Source organism: Lolliginicoccus suaedae (assembly GCF_008312885.1).
In the GTDB taxonomy this organism is placed as follows: Bacteria; Actinomycetota; Actinomycetes; order Mycobacteriales; family Mycobacteriaceae; genus Lolliginicoccus; species Lolliginicoccus suaedae.
In genome coordinates this window covers 439,654-454,138 of sequence record NZ_VSSO01000004.1, presented here as the reverse complement: position 1 = coordinate 454,138, position 14,485 = coordinate 439,654, and the positions used below count along the sequence as shown (strand labels likewise).

15 protein-coding genes are annotated in these 14,485 nt (G+C 68.8%); 14 read left to right on the top strand and 1 reads right to left on the bottom strand.

Features of this window, described 5'->3' with window-relative positions; all coding sequences use genetic code 11:
* Positions 1–40 precede the first annotated feature (40 nt).
* The 7 genes from FXO18_RS13905 to FXO18_RS13875 all read left to right on the top strand — a co-directional run bounded on the left by FXO18_RS13905 (position 41) and on the right by FXO18_RS13875 (position 7,613).
* The gene (locus FXO18_RS13905) at positions 41–868 is read left to right on the top strand and encodes an alpha/beta fold hydrolase (RefSeq protein WP_149361770.1); all 828 of its coding nucleotides are present in this window, start codon (positions 41–43) and stop codon (positions 866–868) included.
* A 150-nt stretch (positions 869–1,018) separates the two neighbouring features.
* Entirely contained in the window at positions 1,019–2,344 is a 1,326-nt protein-coding gene (gene mshA / locus FXO18_RS13900; RefSeq protein WP_149361769.1) for a D-inositol-3-phosphate glycosyltransferase, read from the top strand.
* Between the two features lie 84 nt (positions 2,345–2,428).
* On the top strand, positions 2,429–3,004 hold the full coding sequence (locus tag FXO18_RS13895) for a type III secretion system chaperone family protein (RefSeq protein WP_235900659.1): 576 nt from the start codon (positions 2,429–2,431) through the stop codon (positions 3,002–3,004).
* 87 nt (positions 3,005–3,091) lie between these two features.
* Complete coding sequence (locus FXO18_RS13890; protein ID WP_149361695.1) at positions 3,092–4,681, top strand: AMP-binding protein; 1,590 nt, start codon at positions 3,092–3,094, stop codon at positions 4,679–4,681.
* Between the two features lie 108 nt (positions 4,682–4,789).
* Positions 4,790–5,536 carry a phosphoglyceromutase gene (locus tag FXO18_RS13885; RefSeq protein WP_149361694.1) on the top strand — a complete coding sequence of 249 codons (747 nt, stop codon included), beginning with the start codon at positions 4,790–4,792 and terminating at the stop codon, positions 5,534–5,536.
* 194 nt (positions 5,537–5,730) lie between these two features.
* Positions 5,731–6,930: a sensor histidine kinase gene (locus FXO18_RS13880; protein ID WP_149361693.1), complete on the top strand. Its 1,200-nt coding sequence runs from the start codon at positions 5,731–5,733 to the stop codon at positions 6,928–6,930.
* Positions 6,927–7,613: a response regulator transcription factor gene (locus tag FXO18_RS13875; protein ID WP_149361692.1), complete on the top strand. Its 687-nt coding sequence runs from the start codon at positions 6,927–6,929 to the stop codon at positions 7,611–7,613. Before FXO18_RS13880 ends, FXO18_RS13875 begins: the two co-directional genes overlap by 4 nt.
* 16 nt (positions 7,614–7,629) lie before the next feature.
* On the opposite strand, the gene FXO18_RS13870 is transcribed toward FXO18_RS13875, so the two are convergent.
* Complete coding sequence (locus FXO18_RS13870) at positions 7,630–8,463, bottom strand: hypothetical protein (protein ID WP_149361691.1); 834 nt, start codon at positions 8,461–8,463, stop codon at positions 7,630–7,632.
* Positions 8,464–8,496: 33 nt separating this feature from the next.
* Between FXO18_RS13870 and FXO18_RS13865 the strand changes: the two genes are divergently transcribed.
* The 7 genes from FXO18_RS13865 (at position 8,497) to FXO18_RS13835 (ending at position 14,473) form a co-directional block, all read left to right on the top strand.
* Positions 8,497–9,444: a Ppx/GppA phosphatase family protein gene (locus tag FXO18_RS13865; protein ID WP_149361690.1), complete on the top strand. Its 948-nt coding sequence runs from the start codon at positions 8,497–8,499 to the stop codon at positions 9,442–9,444.
* A gap of 5 nt (positions 9,445–9,449) precedes the next feature.
* Entirely contained in the window at positions 9,450–10,340 is an 891-nt protein-coding gene (locus FXO18_RS13860) for a sugar phosphate isomerase/epimerase family protein (RefSeq protein WP_187774367.1), read from the top strand.
* Positions 10,341–10,385: 45 nt separating this feature from the next.
* On the top strand, positions 10,386–11,222 hold the full coding sequence (gene proC, locus FXO18_RS13855; protein WP_149361689.1) for a pyrroline-5-carboxylate reductase: 837 nt from the start codon (positions 10,386–10,388) through the stop codon (positions 11,220–11,222).
* A 256-nt stretch (positions 11,223–11,478) separates the two neighbouring features.
* Positions 11,479–11,664 (top strand): helix-turn-helix domain-containing protein, encoded by a 186-nt coding sequence (locus FXO18_RS13850; RefSeq protein ID WP_235900676.1) that lies wholly within the window; start codon positions 11,479–11,481, stop codon positions 11,662–11,664.
* A 225-nt stretch (positions 11,665–11,889) separates the two neighbouring features.
* Positions 11,890–11,991 carry a 30S ribosomal protein bS22 gene (locus FXO18_RS13845; RefSeq protein ID WP_003402602.1) on the top strand — a complete coding sequence of 34 codons (102 nt, stop codon included), beginning with the start codon at positions 11,890–11,892 and terminating at the stop codon, positions 11,989–11,991.
* A gap of 182 nt (positions 11,992–12,173) precedes the next feature.
* On the top strand, positions 12,174–13,328 hold the full coding sequence (locus tag FXO18_RS13840) for an NAD-dependent epimerase/dehydratase family protein (protein WP_407936477.1): 1,155 nt from the start codon (positions 12,174–12,176) through the stop codon (positions 13,326–13,328).
* 20 nt (positions 13,329–13,348) lie between these two features.
* Positions 13,349–14,473, top strand: a complete 1,125-nt coding sequence (locus tag FXO18_RS13835) for a lysophospholipid acyltransferase family protein (RefSeq protein ID WP_149361687.1) — start codon at positions 13,349–13,351, stop codon at positions 14,471–14,473.
* Positions 14,474–14,485: the final 12 nt, after the last annotated feature.

The following is a 14,485-nucleotide window of genomic DNA, read 5'->3' as shown; positions in this document are numbered from 1 at the left end:
GATGATAGTGGGGCTGCTCGGTAGCGCTACCGTCGTCACCATGGCGCGCATCGATCAGGCAAGCAGCAGCGACGGCACCCGTATCGCGTACCGGGTCGACGGTCCTCCCGAGGGAGCGGCGGTCCTGCTGGTGCACGGCTGGGCGCAGTCTGGCTCGTGCTGGGGGCCCGAAGCGCTGCGCCAGCTCTCGGCCCGGCACCGCGTGATCGCGATGGACCTGCGCGGGCACGGAGCCTCGGGCGCGCCCTCGGAGGGGTACTCGGATCCACGGGCGTGGGCGGATGACATCGAGGCGGTTCTGGCGCGCGAGGACGCGAGGGGCGTGATCCTGGTCGGCTGGTCCTACGGCGGCCTGGTTCTCTGCGACTACCTGGCGGAGCATGGAACGCATCGGGCGGCCGGCGTAGTGCTGGCATCGGCGATCACGAGCCTGGGCAGGAACAAGCCCGGCGCGGCAGTGGGCCCGGCCATGAAGCGGGTCATCCCGGGGGCGCTGTCCGAGGATCCACGCGAGGCGGCTCGGGCTTTCACCGATTTCGGCCCCGCGCTCATCCCGCCAGGACAGGCAGGCATGGGAGCGATGGCGCAAGCCCTCCTCGGCGCGAGCCTGTGCACGCCGCCCAGCGTGCGGGGAGCGCTGTTCCGTCGCGACGTCGACCATGACGCGACGCTGCGCGGGCTAGGCATCCCAGTGCTGTTCCAGCACGGCACCGCGGACGAGGTCGTCGATATCGCGGCGGCGCGGCACGGGCATGGCCTGGTCCCGCGGGCCCGCCAGAGCTGGTGGGACGGGGCCGGTCATGCCCTGTTCCTGGAGGATCCGGCTCGGTTCGTGGAAGAAATCGAGGCGTTCGCGGGTTCCTGCTAGAGGGATCGTGTTCCCCCGCCCCATGCCCACGGCACCGGGGCGCAGTTTTTCCATGCACGACGGACTTAGGGCAGGATTGATCGAGTGGATTCTCGACGGGCAGGCCTCGACGGCGGCGACCGATTATCGCCGGACACCGCGAGCGGGCCGCTGCCGCGACGCATAGCGGTGATCTCGGTGCATACCTCCCCGCTCGCGCAGCCCGGTACCGGCGATGCCGGTGGCATGAACGTGTATGTGCTGGAGACCTCCAAGGAGCTCGCGCGCCGCGGCATCGCCGTCGACATCTTCACGCGCGCCACGTCATCGCTGGACCCGCACCTGGTGGAGGCCGCGCCCGGGGTGACGGTCCGCAATGTGGTGGCGGGGCCGTTCGAGGGCCTCGGCAAGTCCGACCTGCCGAGCCAGATGTGCCCGTTCACTGCTGCGGTGCTCCGCGAGGAAGCTGCCAACGAGCCCGGCCACTTCGACCTGATCCATTCGCATTACTGGCTCTCGGGCCAGGTTGGCTGGCTGGCGCGGGACCGGTGGCGGGTGCCACTGGTGCATACCGCGCATACCCTGGCCGCGGTGAAGAACGCGTCGCTTGCCGAGGGCGATGCGCCCGAGCCGCTGGCCCGGCAGGCCGGGGAGCAGCAGCTCGTCGATGTCTCCGACCGGCTGGTGGTCAATACGATCGAGGAGTCGCGGCAGTTGCAGCGCTACTACGGCGCGCGGCCCGGCAAGATCGATATCGCCGCTCCCGGTGCTGATCTCGTCCGGTACACGCCGGGCTCGCCGGGCGCCGCGCGTGATCGGCTCGGCATCGACCGGAGCGAGAAGGTCGTGGCGTTCGTGGGGCGCATCCAGCCGCTCAAGGCCCCCGATGTGCTGCTCCGCGCGGCCGCTGCCGTGATCGCTGGCGCTCCGGAGCTGCCAGTGCGGGTGCTCATCGTTGGCGGCGCGTCGGGCACCGGCCAGCATGGCTATGATCTCGTGGCCCTGGCGCGCGAGCTCGGCATCGAGGATCGCGTGACGTTCCTTCCTCCGCAGCCGCCCGCCGAGCTCGCGCAGGTGTACCGGGCCGCGGATGTGGTGGCCGTGCCCAGCTACTCGGAGTCGTTCGGGCTGGTGGCGCTGGAGGCGCAGGCCTGCGGCACGCCGGTGATCGCCGCCGATGTGGGCGGGCTCGGGGTGGCCGTGGCGGACGGGGTCACCGGGGCGCTGGTCCCGGGGCATGGGGTGGCGGAGTGGTCGGCGGCGCTGTCGCGGCTGCTCGTCGATGATGGCCTGCGCGCGCGCCTCGCGGACGCGGCCCCGCGCCACGCGGCAGGATTCTCCTGGTCGCACACGGCCGATGCGCTCATTGATTGCTATGCGCGCGCATTGCGGGAGCAGGGCGGTCCTGGCGTGCCGCCGCGGCGGGCGGGCGCCCCTGCCGAGCGGGTGCTGCGGCGCAAGCGGAGCCGTGGTCGCATCGTGATCGGTGGCGGCTAGCCGGCCGAGGCATTGCGCGATCAGTGACCCGTGGCACCCTGGTAGGTGGGGCGCGGTACCGATCGCACAAGGAGAGACCACCACATGTCTGATCAGATCGCACGATCAATCCAGGTCATCGAGGAGACCCTGCGGGAGCGTGACCTGCCCGTGGAGCGGCGTGGTGACGCGCACTTCGTCGTGGAGCTCCCCGGTACCCGGAAGCTCAAGACGGCTTGCCTGCTCACGCCGTCGGCGCACGGTGTGCGCATCGAGGCGTTCGTATGCCGGCACCCCGACGAGAACGAGCCGACGGTGCACCAGTACTTGCTGCAGCGCAACCGGCGGCTGTACGGGGTGGCCTACACCGTCGACCGCGCGGGCGATATCTATCTCGTGGGTCGCATGTCGCACCATGCCGTCACTCCCGAGGAGATCGACCGGCTCCTCGGCCAGGTGCTCGAGGCTGCTGATGGCGACTTCAACGTGCTTCTCGAGATGGGATTCATCACCGCGATCCGCCGCGAATGGCGCTGGCGCGTCTCGCGCGGCGAGTCGCTGGCCAACCTGAAGGCTTTCGAGCATCTGATCAGGGACGAGGACGTCGAGCCGCTGCCGGGCGAAGCCGCTGCCCCAGCGTCCGCGGTGGGCGCGGCGGGCGAGCAACGGGTCACTTCCTGAGGCGTTCCGGACTGCGCGTGTAGCGCCCCTGCCGCGAGGTGCCCGGTGATACCGTGATGCCGATCACCGTCTAGCGACAGGAGCATCATGAGCTTCCGCAGTCCCTTCCCTGACGTCGAGATCCCCGATACCGGAATCTACGATTTCTTGTTCGGCACCATCACGGACGCGGAGCTCGAGATCCCCGCGTTCATCGACGGTCCGTCCGGCCAGGTCACCACCTATGGCCAGTTGATCGCGCACATCAATGGCGTGGCGGGCGCGCTCGCGGCGCGGGGCGTGAAGCCCGGTGATGTCGTGGCCCTGCACTCGCCCAACGTGCCCGCGTTCGGTGCTGTGTTCCATGGCATCCTGCGGGCGGGCGCCACCGCGACGACGATCAACGCCCTCTACACCGCCGAGGACATCGCCAAGCAGCTGACCGATTCGGGCGCGGTGTTCCTCTTCACGGTGTCGCCGCTGCTGCCGCAGGCACGCGCGGGCGCGGAGCAGGCCGGGCTCGATGCGTCGCGCGTGGTGGTGCTCGACGGCGCGGAGGGCTTCGCGTCGCTGCGCGACCTGCTCGGCGAGCTCGCGCCGGCACCGCGGGTGGAGATCGATCCGGCGGAGCATCTCGCGGTGCTGCCGTACTCATCGGGAACCACGGGCCGGCCCAAGGGCGTGATGCTGACGCATCGCAACCTCGTGGCGAACGTGTCGCAGGCGAGCGGGCTGCTCGGGGAGGGGCCGCAGCGCATCCTGGCGGTCCTGCCGTTCTTCCACATCTATGGCATGACGGTGCTGCTGAACCTGGCGCTGCGCAATCGCTCCACGCTAGTGACGATGCCGCGGTTCGACCTCGCGGAGTTCCTGCGGATCACCTCGGAGAACAAGTGCACGCAGATCTTTATCGCGCCGCCGATCGCGGTGGCGCTCGCGAAGCATCCCGCGGTGGACGAGGTGGACCTGTCGAGCGTGGAGCTGGTCTTCTCGGGCGCGGCTCCGCTGGACGCGAACCTGGGGCATGCGGTGGCCAAGCGGCTGGGCTGCATCGTGCGGCAGGGCTACGGGATGAGCGAGATGAGCCCGGTCAGCCAGTTGATCCCGCTCGATCGGGACGACGTGCCGCTGGATTCGGTGGGCTTCACGGTTCCGAACATGGAATGCAAGCTCGTTGATCCGGCCAGCGGCGATGAGATCGCTGTCCCGGAGGAGGGCGTGAGCGCGCCGGGCGAGCTGTGGTGCAAGGGGCCCAACATCATGAAGGGCTACCTCAACAACGCCGAGGCCACCGCGGAGACCATCATGGACGATGGCTTCCTGCGGACCGGCGACATGGCCACGGTGAGCGCCGACGGCGTGGTCACGATCGTGGACCGGCTCAAGGAGCTCATCAAGTACAAGGGCTACCAGGTACCGCCCGCCGAGCTCGAGGCGCTGCTGCTGACGCACCCGCAGATCGCTGATGCCGCCGTGATCGGTGTCATCGACGCGGAGGGCGAGGAGGTGCCGAAGGCCTACGTGGTGGCGCAGCAGGGCGCGGAGCTCACCGCGGATGCCGTGATGGAGTTCGTCGCCGAGAAGGTCTCCCCGCACAAGAAGGTGCGCGCGGTGGAGTTCATCGAGGCCGTGCCGAAGTCCGCCGCGGGCAAGATCCTCCGCAAGGATCTGCGCGCGCGGGAGTCCGCCGCCAGCTAGGCGCCCGGGGAGCCCGGCGGTCGCGGGGGAGCGGGGCGCGAGCGATTGCCCGCCGCGAACTTCGATGACCCCGCGACCCGGGCGGGAGCGTCATGCAAGGATGAGGGAATGAGTATCGGAACCCTCGTGCTGCTGCGCCACGGCGAGAGCGAATGGAACGCGCTGAACCTGTTCACCGGCTGGGTGGACGTGCACCTCACCGAGAAGGGGATGGGCGAGGCCAAGCGGGCCGGCGAGCTCCTCGTCGAGCATGGCGTGCTCCCGGATGTCCTCTACACGTCCCTGCTGCGGCGCGCGATCACCACGGCCAACGTCGCGCTCGATGCCGCGGACCGGCACTGGATCCCGGTGCATCGCGACTGGCGCCTCAACGAGCGCCACTACGGCGCGCTGCAGGGCAAGAACAAGGCCCAGGTCAAGGCCGAGTATGGCGAGGACCAGTTCATGGAGTGGCGGCGCAGCTATGACACCCCGCCCCCGCCCATCGAGGTGGGCAGCGAGTACAGCCAGGACCAGGATCCCCGCTACGCGCAGATCGAGAACGCGCCCCTCACCGAGTGCCTCCAGCATGTGGTCACGCGGCTCGTGCCGTACTGGGAGGCCACCATCGCGGCCGATCTGCGGGCGGGCAAGACCGTCATGGTAGCGGCGCACGGCAACTCGCTGCGGGCACTGGTCAAGCACCTCGATGGCGTCTCCGACACCGAGATCGCGCAGCTGAACATTCCCACTGGCATCCCACTGGTGTACCGGTTCGATGGCGAGGACCTCGCGCCTGCCAACCCGAGCGGCACCTACCTCGACCCCGAGGCCGCGGCCGCGGGGGCCGCAGCGGTGGCGGCCCAGGGCAAGTAGAAGACCCAGGGCCAGTAGTAGGTCCAGGGCGGTGTGGTGCCGTGGCTTCTCCACGCGCCGCACCGCCCGAATAGGACAAGCAACATTGCGTGATCGTGAACAGGAAAGAAATTCCCACCGCGTCGATTGTGACGCGCGTTGAAATGGCTCCACGATATTAGGGTGTTTGTTCATTCCTACGTACCATTCGAAGCGTGACGATCCTCCAGGCCTTGCTGCTCGCGCTCTGCGCCGCGGGCATGGGTGGAATTGCCGGGTCGCTGATCAATGCCCGGTTGCAGCGCCGGGCCGCCGCGAACCCGCGCGAGCCCGAGACGCTCACTGTCTCGCAGGTCCTCGATCTCGTCGTCTCGTCCTCGCCCATCGGGATCGCCGTGGTTGATGCCCAGCAGCGCGTCGTGCTGTCGAACGTGCGGGTGGAGGAGCTCGGGGTGGTGCGCAACCACTTGCTCGACGATCGTGCCTGGGCGGCGGTGCAGCAGGTCATCGCCACCGGGGAGAGCGTCGATTTCGACATGTCCGCCAAGACGCGGCCTCTCGCTCGCCGGGCCGTGGCGGTACGCGGCCGGGCCCACTTGCTCAACGCCACCGAGCCACGCATCGCGGTGGTCTACGCGGAGGACGATTCCGAGCAGGTCCGCATGGAGGCGACACGACGCGACTTCGTCGCCAACGTCAGCCATGAGCTCAAGACGCCCGTGGGGGCGATCAGCCTGCTCGCCGAGGCACTGCTCGAGTCCACCGATGATCCCGAATCGGTGCAGCACTTCGGGGAACGCATGCTGCACGAGTCCAACCGGCTCGGCAGCATGGTCAGCGAGCTGATCGCGCTCTCGCGCTTGCAGGGCGCGGAGAAGCTCCCGGACCTCGAGGTCGTGGATGTCGACGAGATCGTCAAGGAGGCCCTCGAGCGGGGCGCGGTATCCGCGGAGGCCGCCGACATCACCATCACCACGGACTTCCCGAGCGGGCTCGAGGTACTCGGCGATCGCACCCTGCTGGTGACGGCGCTGTCGAACCTGCTGTCCAATGCCATCTCGTACTCGCCGTCGAACACCCCGGTGACGATCAGCCGCAACATGCGCGACGGCAATGTCGAGATCAGCGTGACCGACCGGGGCATAGGCATCGCGCCGGAGTACCACGAGCGAGTGTTCGAGCGGTTCTTCCGGGTCGACAAGGCCCGCTCGCGGGCGACCGGGGGAACTGGTCTCGGCCTCGCCATCGTCAAGCATGTGGCGGCCAACCACAATGGCTCGATCCGCATGTGGAGCCGCCCTGGTACCGGGTCGACATTCACCCTGGTGCTGCCCGCCTATGTCGAATCCGATGATGCGACCGAACCGACTGCTGGGAAAGCCCCAGCGGATCTCAGAGAGGAATCACGCCGGTGACAAGAGTGCTGATCGTGGAGGACGAGGAATCGCTGGCCGATCCGCTCGCGTTCCTGCTCCGGAAGGAAGGGTTCGAGGTCACGATCGCCACGGACGGTCCCGCCGCGCTGGACACCTTCGATGACGATGGGGCAGACATCGTCCTGCTCGACATCATGCTGCCCGGGATGAGCGGCACCGAGGTATGCAAGCAGCTCCGCTCGCGCTCGGCGGTGCCGGTCATCATGGTGACCGCGCGCGACAGCGAGATCGACAAGGTCGTCGGCCTCGAGATCGGTGCCGATGACTACGTCACCAAGCCGTACTCCTCGCGCGAGCTGATCGCCCGCATCCGCGCGGTCCTGCGGCGCGGCGCGGAGCCGGAGGCCGAGCTGGCGTCCGACACGGTCCTGGAGGCCGGGCCGGTGCGCATGGATGTCGAGCGGCACATCGTCCAGGTCAGCGGCGAAACCATCACGCTGCCCCTCAAGGAGTTCGACCTGCTCGAGTACCTGCTCCGCAACAGTGGCCGGGTGCTCACCCGCGGCCAGCTCATCGACCGCGTCTGGGGCGCGGACTACGTCGGCGACACCAAGACCCTCGATGTGCATGTCAAGCGGCTGCGGTCCAAGATCGAGCAGGATCCCGCGAAGCCACGCCATCTCGTCACCGTGCGCGGACTCGGCTACAAGCTCGAGCCCTAGCGGGACGCGCTGGCGATCAGCTGCCCCCCGCCGCTCCGGCGCGCTCGGTCGCGGGGTGCACAGCGATCAGGCCGAGCCCCTCGCGGCGGCGGCACATCACCGCGAGGGCCTCGTATGCCTCGTCACCGATCAGTGCTCGCAGCTCGGCGGACATCGATCGCCATACCGCCTCGGTGCCGACGTGCGCGTCGGGCGACGACGTGCACCACCAGGTCAGGTCGGCGCCGCCGGGCCCCCAGCCGCGCCGGTCGTACTCGGTGATCGTGGTGCGCAGCACCTGCTCCCCGTCGGGCCGCTCCACCCACTCCTGGGTGCGCCGGATGGGCAACTGCCAGCACACGTCCGGCTTGACGGCCACGAGATCCTCGCCGGTGCGCAGCGCCATGTGGTGCAGCGCGCACCCCACGCCCCCGGCGAAGCCTGGTCGATTGAGGAAGATGCACGCGCCATCATGGCGGCGGGTGCGCAGCGCCTCCTCGCCGTCGAGATCATCGAGCTCGTAGATGTCGAGCTCCCCGGAGCCTGGATGGTGCGCCTCGGCCATCAGCTCCCAATCGTCCTCGGTGAGGCGGTTCGCCGCGGCCGCCACGCGGTCGCGATCCTCGTCGTCGGCGAGGAACGCGCCGTGGCTGCAGCAGCCGTCGGAGCCTCGTCCCTCGATGATCCCCTGGCAGCTCGGGGTGCCGAAGACACACGTCCAGCGCGACAGCAGCCAGGTGAGGTCCGCGGCGATGACATGCTCGGGATTGCCAGGATCGGTGAGCTCGATCCACTCGCGCGGAAAGTCGGGCTCCACCTCCGCGGCGGGCGTGCGGGGCGCGGCGTTGGCCGAAGTGTTGGGCTGGTGCACAAGGCTCGACGGTAGCGGTCTAACGTGGAGGATGTGCGCCTAGGGGTCCTGGATGTCGGAAGCAACACGGTTCATCTGCTGATGGTGGATGCGCACCGGGGTGGTCACCCAACCCCGATGAGCTCCACCAAGGCAGCGCTGCGCCTCGCCGAGCAGATCGATAAGAACGGTGATCTGACCAAGAAGTGCGAGGACAGCCTGGTCGAGACGATCGCTGAGTTCTCCGGCATCGCGCGATCCTCGGGCTGCGAGGAGATGATGGCGTTCGCCACCTCGGCGGTGCGCGATGCCGGCAACTCCGATGCGGTGCTCGCGCGCGTGCTCGCGGAGACCGGTGTGACGCTGGAGGTGCTGCCCGGGGAGGACGAGGCCCGGGTGACGTTCCTCGCGGTGCGCCGCTGGTTCGGCTGGAGCGCGGGCCGGATCCTCAACCTCGACATCGGTGGTGGCTCCCTGGAGATCTGCAGCGGCATCGATGAGGACCCGGACGTGGCGCTCTCGCTGCAGCTCGGCGCTGGCCGGTTGACGCGGGAGTGGATGCCGGAGGATCCGCCGGATCGCCGCCGCATCTCGGTGCTGCGGGATTGGCTCGACGCCGAGCTCGCGGATGCCGCCAAGCAGGTCAAGGAAGCAGGCAAGGCTGATCTCACCGTCGCTACGTCGAAGACTTTCCGGTCGCTCGCCCGGCTCACCGGTGCGGCGCCATCCTCGGCGGGGCCGCGGGTGCGGCGTACCCTCACCGCGACGGGCCTGCGCCAGATCATCGCGTTCATCTCGCGGATGACGGCCTCGGACCGGGCGGAGCTCGAGGGCGTGAGCTCGGACCGGGCCTCGCAGATCGTCGCGGGCGCGCTCGTCGCTGAGGCGAGCATGCGGGCGCTCGGGGTGGAGAGCGTGGACATCTGTCCCTGGGCGCTGCGGGAGGGGCTCATCCTGCGCAAGCTCGATACCGATCTCGGCGGTGGAACGAAAGGCGAGTGAGAACAGTGAGTAGTCGGCACAAGGTCCGGGTCGGTCTGTCCACTGCCTCGGTGTATCCGCAGAACACCGAGGCGGGGTTCCGCTACGCCGCGGAGGCCGGCTACGACGGTGTCGAGGTCATGGTGTGGATGGAGGCCACGAGCCAGGACCTGGCCGCCCTCGCCGCGCTCTCCCGCAAGTACAGCGTCCCGATCCTGTCGGTGCACGCGCCATGCCTGCTCATCTCGCAGCGCGTGTGGGGCAGTGATCCCGTCGCCAAGCTCGATCGCTCCGCGCAGCTTGCCTCGGACCTCGGCGCCGAGACCGTCGTGGTGCATCCGCCGTTCCGCTGGCAGCGCCGCTACGCCGAGGGCTTCGCCGAGCAGACCTGGAACCTCGAGCGCACCACGGGGGTGAAGCTCGCGGTGGAGAACATGTTCCCGATGCGCGCGGACCGCTTGTTCGGGCGCAAGGAGCGTTCCGCGGCCCGCATGCGCGACCGCGGCGGGCCGGGCCGGGGGCTGACGGCGTTCGCGCCGTCCTACGATCCCACCGACATCGATCATCCCCACTACACGCTTGATCTGTCCCACACCGCCACGGCGGGCACCGACGCGATGGCGCTCGCGGGGCGGATGGGGGAGCGGCTCGCGCACATCCACCTCGCGGACGGCCGGGGAGCCTCCATCGATGAGCACCTGCTGCCGGGGCATGGCACCCAGCCGTGCGCCGAGCTGTGCCAGCAGCTCGCCGCGCAGCGGTTCTCGGGGCAGGTCATCCTGGAGATCTCGACGAAGCACGCGCGCACGGTCCCGGAGCGCGCGCTGCTGCTCACCGAGGCATTGCAGTTCGCCCGCAAGCACCTCGAGCCAGCGACCGAGCCGGTCGGCCATGAGCAGCCTCCGGGGAACCGTTGACAGGGGTGCTCGCATTGGTCGGCTGATCGTGGCACGCTACTCGGCATGGCGAGCATTGCAGTACTAGGCGGTGGCCGGATCGGCGAGGCATTCCTGGCGGGAACATTGTCGTCGGGGACCGGCTCCCGCGAGGTCGTGGTGTCCGAGAAGTCGGAGAAGCGGGCGAAGGAGCTGAGCCGGCGGTACGGCGTGCGCGCCATGTCGGTGCGCGACGCGGGCGAGGAGGCGAGCACCCTGGTGGTCGCGGTCAAGCCTGGCGACGTGGAGGCTGTGCTCGCCGACCTCGTCGAGGTGATCGAGGTGAGCGAGACGGACAAGCTGGTCGTATCGCTGGCCGCCGGGCTGACCACCGAGTGGTTCGAGTCGCAGCTGCCCGCTGGCGCCGCGGTGGTGCGGGTCATGTCCAACACGCCGATGCTGGTCAACAAGGGCATGTGCGTGGTCGCTGGCGGCCGCTACGCCACCGAGGAGCACCTGTCCGCGGTGTCGACGATGCTCGAGCCGGTCGGCCGGGTGCTGGTGATGCCCGAGTCGTCGATGGATGCGGTCACCGCGGTGTCGGGGTCCGGTCCCGCGTACTTCTTCCTCATGGTGGAGGCAATGGTCGATTCGGCCGTGACGATGGGGCTGCCGCGGCCCGCAGCGCTCGAGCTCGTCGTGCAGACGATGGTGGGCGCGGGGGCAATGATGGTCGCCGAGGAGGAGCGTGCTGGCTCGATGCCGCTGTCGGTGGCGTCGGACCTGCGCTACGCGGTGACCTCGCCCGGCGGCACGACCGCCGCAGCGCTCGCGGAGCTCGAGCGGCAGGGGTTCCGGGGCGCGGTGCTCGATGCGCTCGGGGCCGCGCGCGCACGCTCGGTGCAGCTCGGCAAGCACGGCTGACCCCTGCTGGGTAGGGCGCTGGGCTCTCGCGGGACGCATGACGGGCCGCTGCGAGTCCGTTCTGTGACCTATTTGGGCCCACGCGTCGCATCAGGCACACGTGTCCCGGTAAGCTCGGGGAGGACACGCGCGTGTCAACACTGCCGGAGGGGAAGCCGGTGGCGCGCAGCGTGCCGGAGGTGAAACCAGTATGGCCACAGATATGCCACCCGCGGAGGCAGCGGGACAAGGGCGTGACGAAAATGTCACCCAATCGATGTTTGGCTCGACGCAGTTCCTCACCGTTGCTGAGGTCGCCACGCTCATGCGTGTCTCCAAGATGACGGTGTACCGGCTCGTGCATAGCGGCGAGCTGCCTGCAGTGCGGGTCGGGCGGTCGTTCCGGGTCCACGCCAAGACCGTTCACGACTACCTGCGGACCGCTTACTTCGACGTGAGCTGATCGCCCGCGCGGTCAAGGAATCGCCCCAGGACCCGCTCGGTTACCAGGTCCTGGGGGATCACCGGTAATATGGTCCTTCGGCGCGTCGGCCGTCGTGCGATCAATGCCGGGTGTTGTGCAGCTGGTGCTTATCCGGCTTCCCGCCCGCGTCCTGGTCGGCAGGTGGCGTGATGCGTGCCAAGGCCTGTCCAGAGAATTCGTCAAGCAGAACTAAGGGGCACCCATATGGGCTCAGTGATCAAGAAGCGGCGCAAGCGCATGTCGAAGAAGAAGCATCGCAAGCTTCTTCGTCGCACCCGGGTGCAGCGCAGAAAACTTGGCAAGTAGCGGGGGCTAGACCGTTGCCTCCGGGACGGTCTACTATCACCGCAAGCTGATCGATGCCCAACGTGCCCGCCACGATCATGACGTGGCGGGCACGGGTTTTTCCGCATCGATCCGGACATGATGCGGTCGCGGTCCCGCAGCAGCATTGTTGGCGTCCTCGATCGCGCACTAGGGTAGGAATGGTGAGCACGAAAGTGGAGGAGCAGCAGGTCGTGGCGGAGAACCGTGACGATGGATCCCCCACGGATGCCGTCGGGGACACCGAGCCCGGCCGCGATGACGCCGGTGCCAAGCCATCCGATGCGCCACGCGTCGTGCTGGTCACCGGTGCCAGCAGGTTCCTGGGTGGGTTCCTCACCGCGCGGCTCGCGCAGAACCCCGATATCGAGCGGGTCATCGCCGTCGATGCGGTACCGCCCTCGAAGGACATGCGCCGCCGCATGGGCCGCGCCGACTTCGTCCGCGCGGACATCCGCAATCCGCTGATCGCCAAGGTCGTGCGCAACGCCGAGGTCGATACGGTCGTCCATCTCTCCATGGCCTCGCACCCCACCCGCAGCGGTGGCCGCGCGGCGACCAAGGAAATGAACGTCATCGGCGCGATGCAGCTGCTCGCCGCCTGCCAGAAGTCTGATCACGTCCAGCGCGTGATCCTCAAGTCCTCCTGGTCGATCTATGGGTCGAGCGCCAAGGACCCCGCGATGTTCACCGAGGAGATGAGCGCCCGCAAGCCGCCCAAGGGCGGGTTCGCCCGGGACTGCCTCGACGTCGAGGGCTACACCCGGTCGCTCGGGCGCCGCCGTCCCGACATCGCGACGACGATCCTCCGGCTCGCGCCGATCATCGGGCCCCGGCTCGAGACCGAGCTGACGAGCTACCTGCTGCAGCCGATCGTGCCCACGATCCTCGGGCGGGACCCGCGCCTGCAGATGCTCCACGAGGAGGACGCGCTCGCCGCGTTCGAGCGTGCCACCGTCGCCGGCGCACCCGGCACCTATAACATCGCCGCCGATGGCGTCATTGCCCTGTCGCAGGCCATCCGCCGCGCCGGGGGAGTGCAGGCACCACTCGTGCCCCCGATGTTTCCCCTCGTCTCCAGCCTCCAGAAGCAGCTGGGCATGCATGACTACGCGGGCGACCAGCGGGACTACCTGGTGTTCGGCTGCGGGCTCGACACCCTGCGCATGCGCGAGAAGCTCGGGTTCCACCCACGATGGACCACGATGCAGGCATTCGACGATTTCCTCCGCAGCCGGAAATCGTCCCGGATCATCGATCCGGAGTCCGTCCGTCGGCTTGAATCGAAGGTTGTCGCCGCGGCTGCGCGGTGGGCATGACGCAAAGGGAGAGCACAGGCATGGCCAAGGTGATTCCGCTCCACGGTGATGCGTTCCAGCGCCGATCCGCCGGGTCTGCCGCGACGCAGGACGCGCCAGCGAACGACCTCATCCAGCATCACCCCCCGGTGCATTCCGGGGACAGTGACGCCGAGGCGACGGCAGGACAGGACGAGGATGCTGGCGCGGGCCTCACCGCGGAGGAGGCCGAGGACCAGGGCTCCGCGCGCGAGCCCGACGGGGAGGCCGTCGACTCGGGGCACTTCGCCCTGCCGATCCCGATCCCGCTCGGCGGCGTCCGGAACAAGATTGCCATGCAGGTCTCGGATACCGCTGCCTTCCTGCGCCGCCGCATCACGGGCGACTACGAGATCGATGAGTTCGGCTACGACGAGCACCTCAACGACAACGTGCTGCTGCCCCTGCTGCGCCCCATGTACGACAAGTGGTTCCGCGTCGACGTCACCGGCATCGAGAACCTGCCCGAGAAGGGCGCCGCGCTCATCGTTGCCAACCATGCCGGCGTGGTTCCCATCGACGGCCTGATGACCTCGGTGGCCGTGCACGATCGCACCCCCGGCCACCGCCCCATGCGCATGCTCGCCGCCGATCTGGTGTTCGACATGCCAGGGGTATCCACCGTCGCGCGCAAGGCGGGCCACACGCTCGCCTGCAACCCCGACGCCGAGCGCCTGCTCCGCAACGGCGAGCTCACCGCGGTCTTCCCCGAGGGGTTCAAGGGCGTCGGCAAGCCCTACTCCGACCGGTACAAGCTGCAGCGCTTCGGCCGTGGCGGGTTCGTCTCCGCCGCCCTTCGCACGGGCGCGCCGATCATTCCGTGCTCCATCGTGGGCTCCGAGGAGATCTACCCGAAGATCGGTGATTTCAAGGCGCTCGCGCGGCTTCTTGGGCTCCCCTACTTCCCGATCACTCCGCTGTTCCCGCTGCTCGGCCCGATCGGCATGATCCCGCTGCCCACCAAGTGGCACATCGTGTTCGGCGAGCCCATCGACACCTCGGAGCATGACCCCGCCGCCGCAGAGGATCCGATGGTGGTCTTCGACCTGACCGACCAGGTGCGCGAGACGATCCAGCAAACCCTCTACCGGGTGCTCGCCAACCGGCGCAACATCTTCCTCGGCTAGCGAGGAAGCAGG

Excerpts from the sequence above, each read along its gene's own strand:
- FXO18_RS13905 (WP_149361770.1), top strand. The coding sequence starts at position 41 with ATGGCGCGCATCGATCAGGCAAGCAGCAGCGACGGCACCCGTATCGCG.
- FXO18_RS13895 (WP_235900659.1), top strand. The coding sequence starts at position 2,429 with ATGTCTGATCAGATCGCACGATCAATCCAGGTCATCGAGGAGACCCTG.
- FXO18_RS13890 (WP_149361695.1), top strand. The coding sequence starts at position 3,092 with ATGAGCTTCCGCAGTCCCTTCCCTGACGTCGAGATCCCCGATACCGGA.
- FXO18_RS13885 (WP_149361694.1), top strand. The coding sequence starts at position 4,790 with ATGAGTATCGGAACCCTCGTGCTGCTGCGCCACGGCGAGAGCGAATGG.
- proC (WP_149361689.1), top strand. The coding sequence starts at position 10,386 with ATGGCGAGCATTGCAGTACTAGGCGGTGGCCGGATCGGCGAGGCATTC.
- FXO18_RS13850 (WP_235900676.1), top strand. The coding sequence starts at position 11,479 with ATGTTTGGCTCGACGCAGTTCCTCACCGTTGCTGAGGTCGCCACGCTC.
- FXO18_RS13845 (WP_003402602.1), top strand. The coding sequence starts at position 11,890 with ATGGGCTCAGTGATCAAGAAGCGGCGCAAGCGCATGTCGAAGAAGAAG.
- FXO18_RS13835 (WP_149361687.1), top strand. The coding sequence starts at position 13,349 with ATGGCCAAGGTGATTCCGCTCCACGGTGATGCGTTCCAGCGCCGATCC.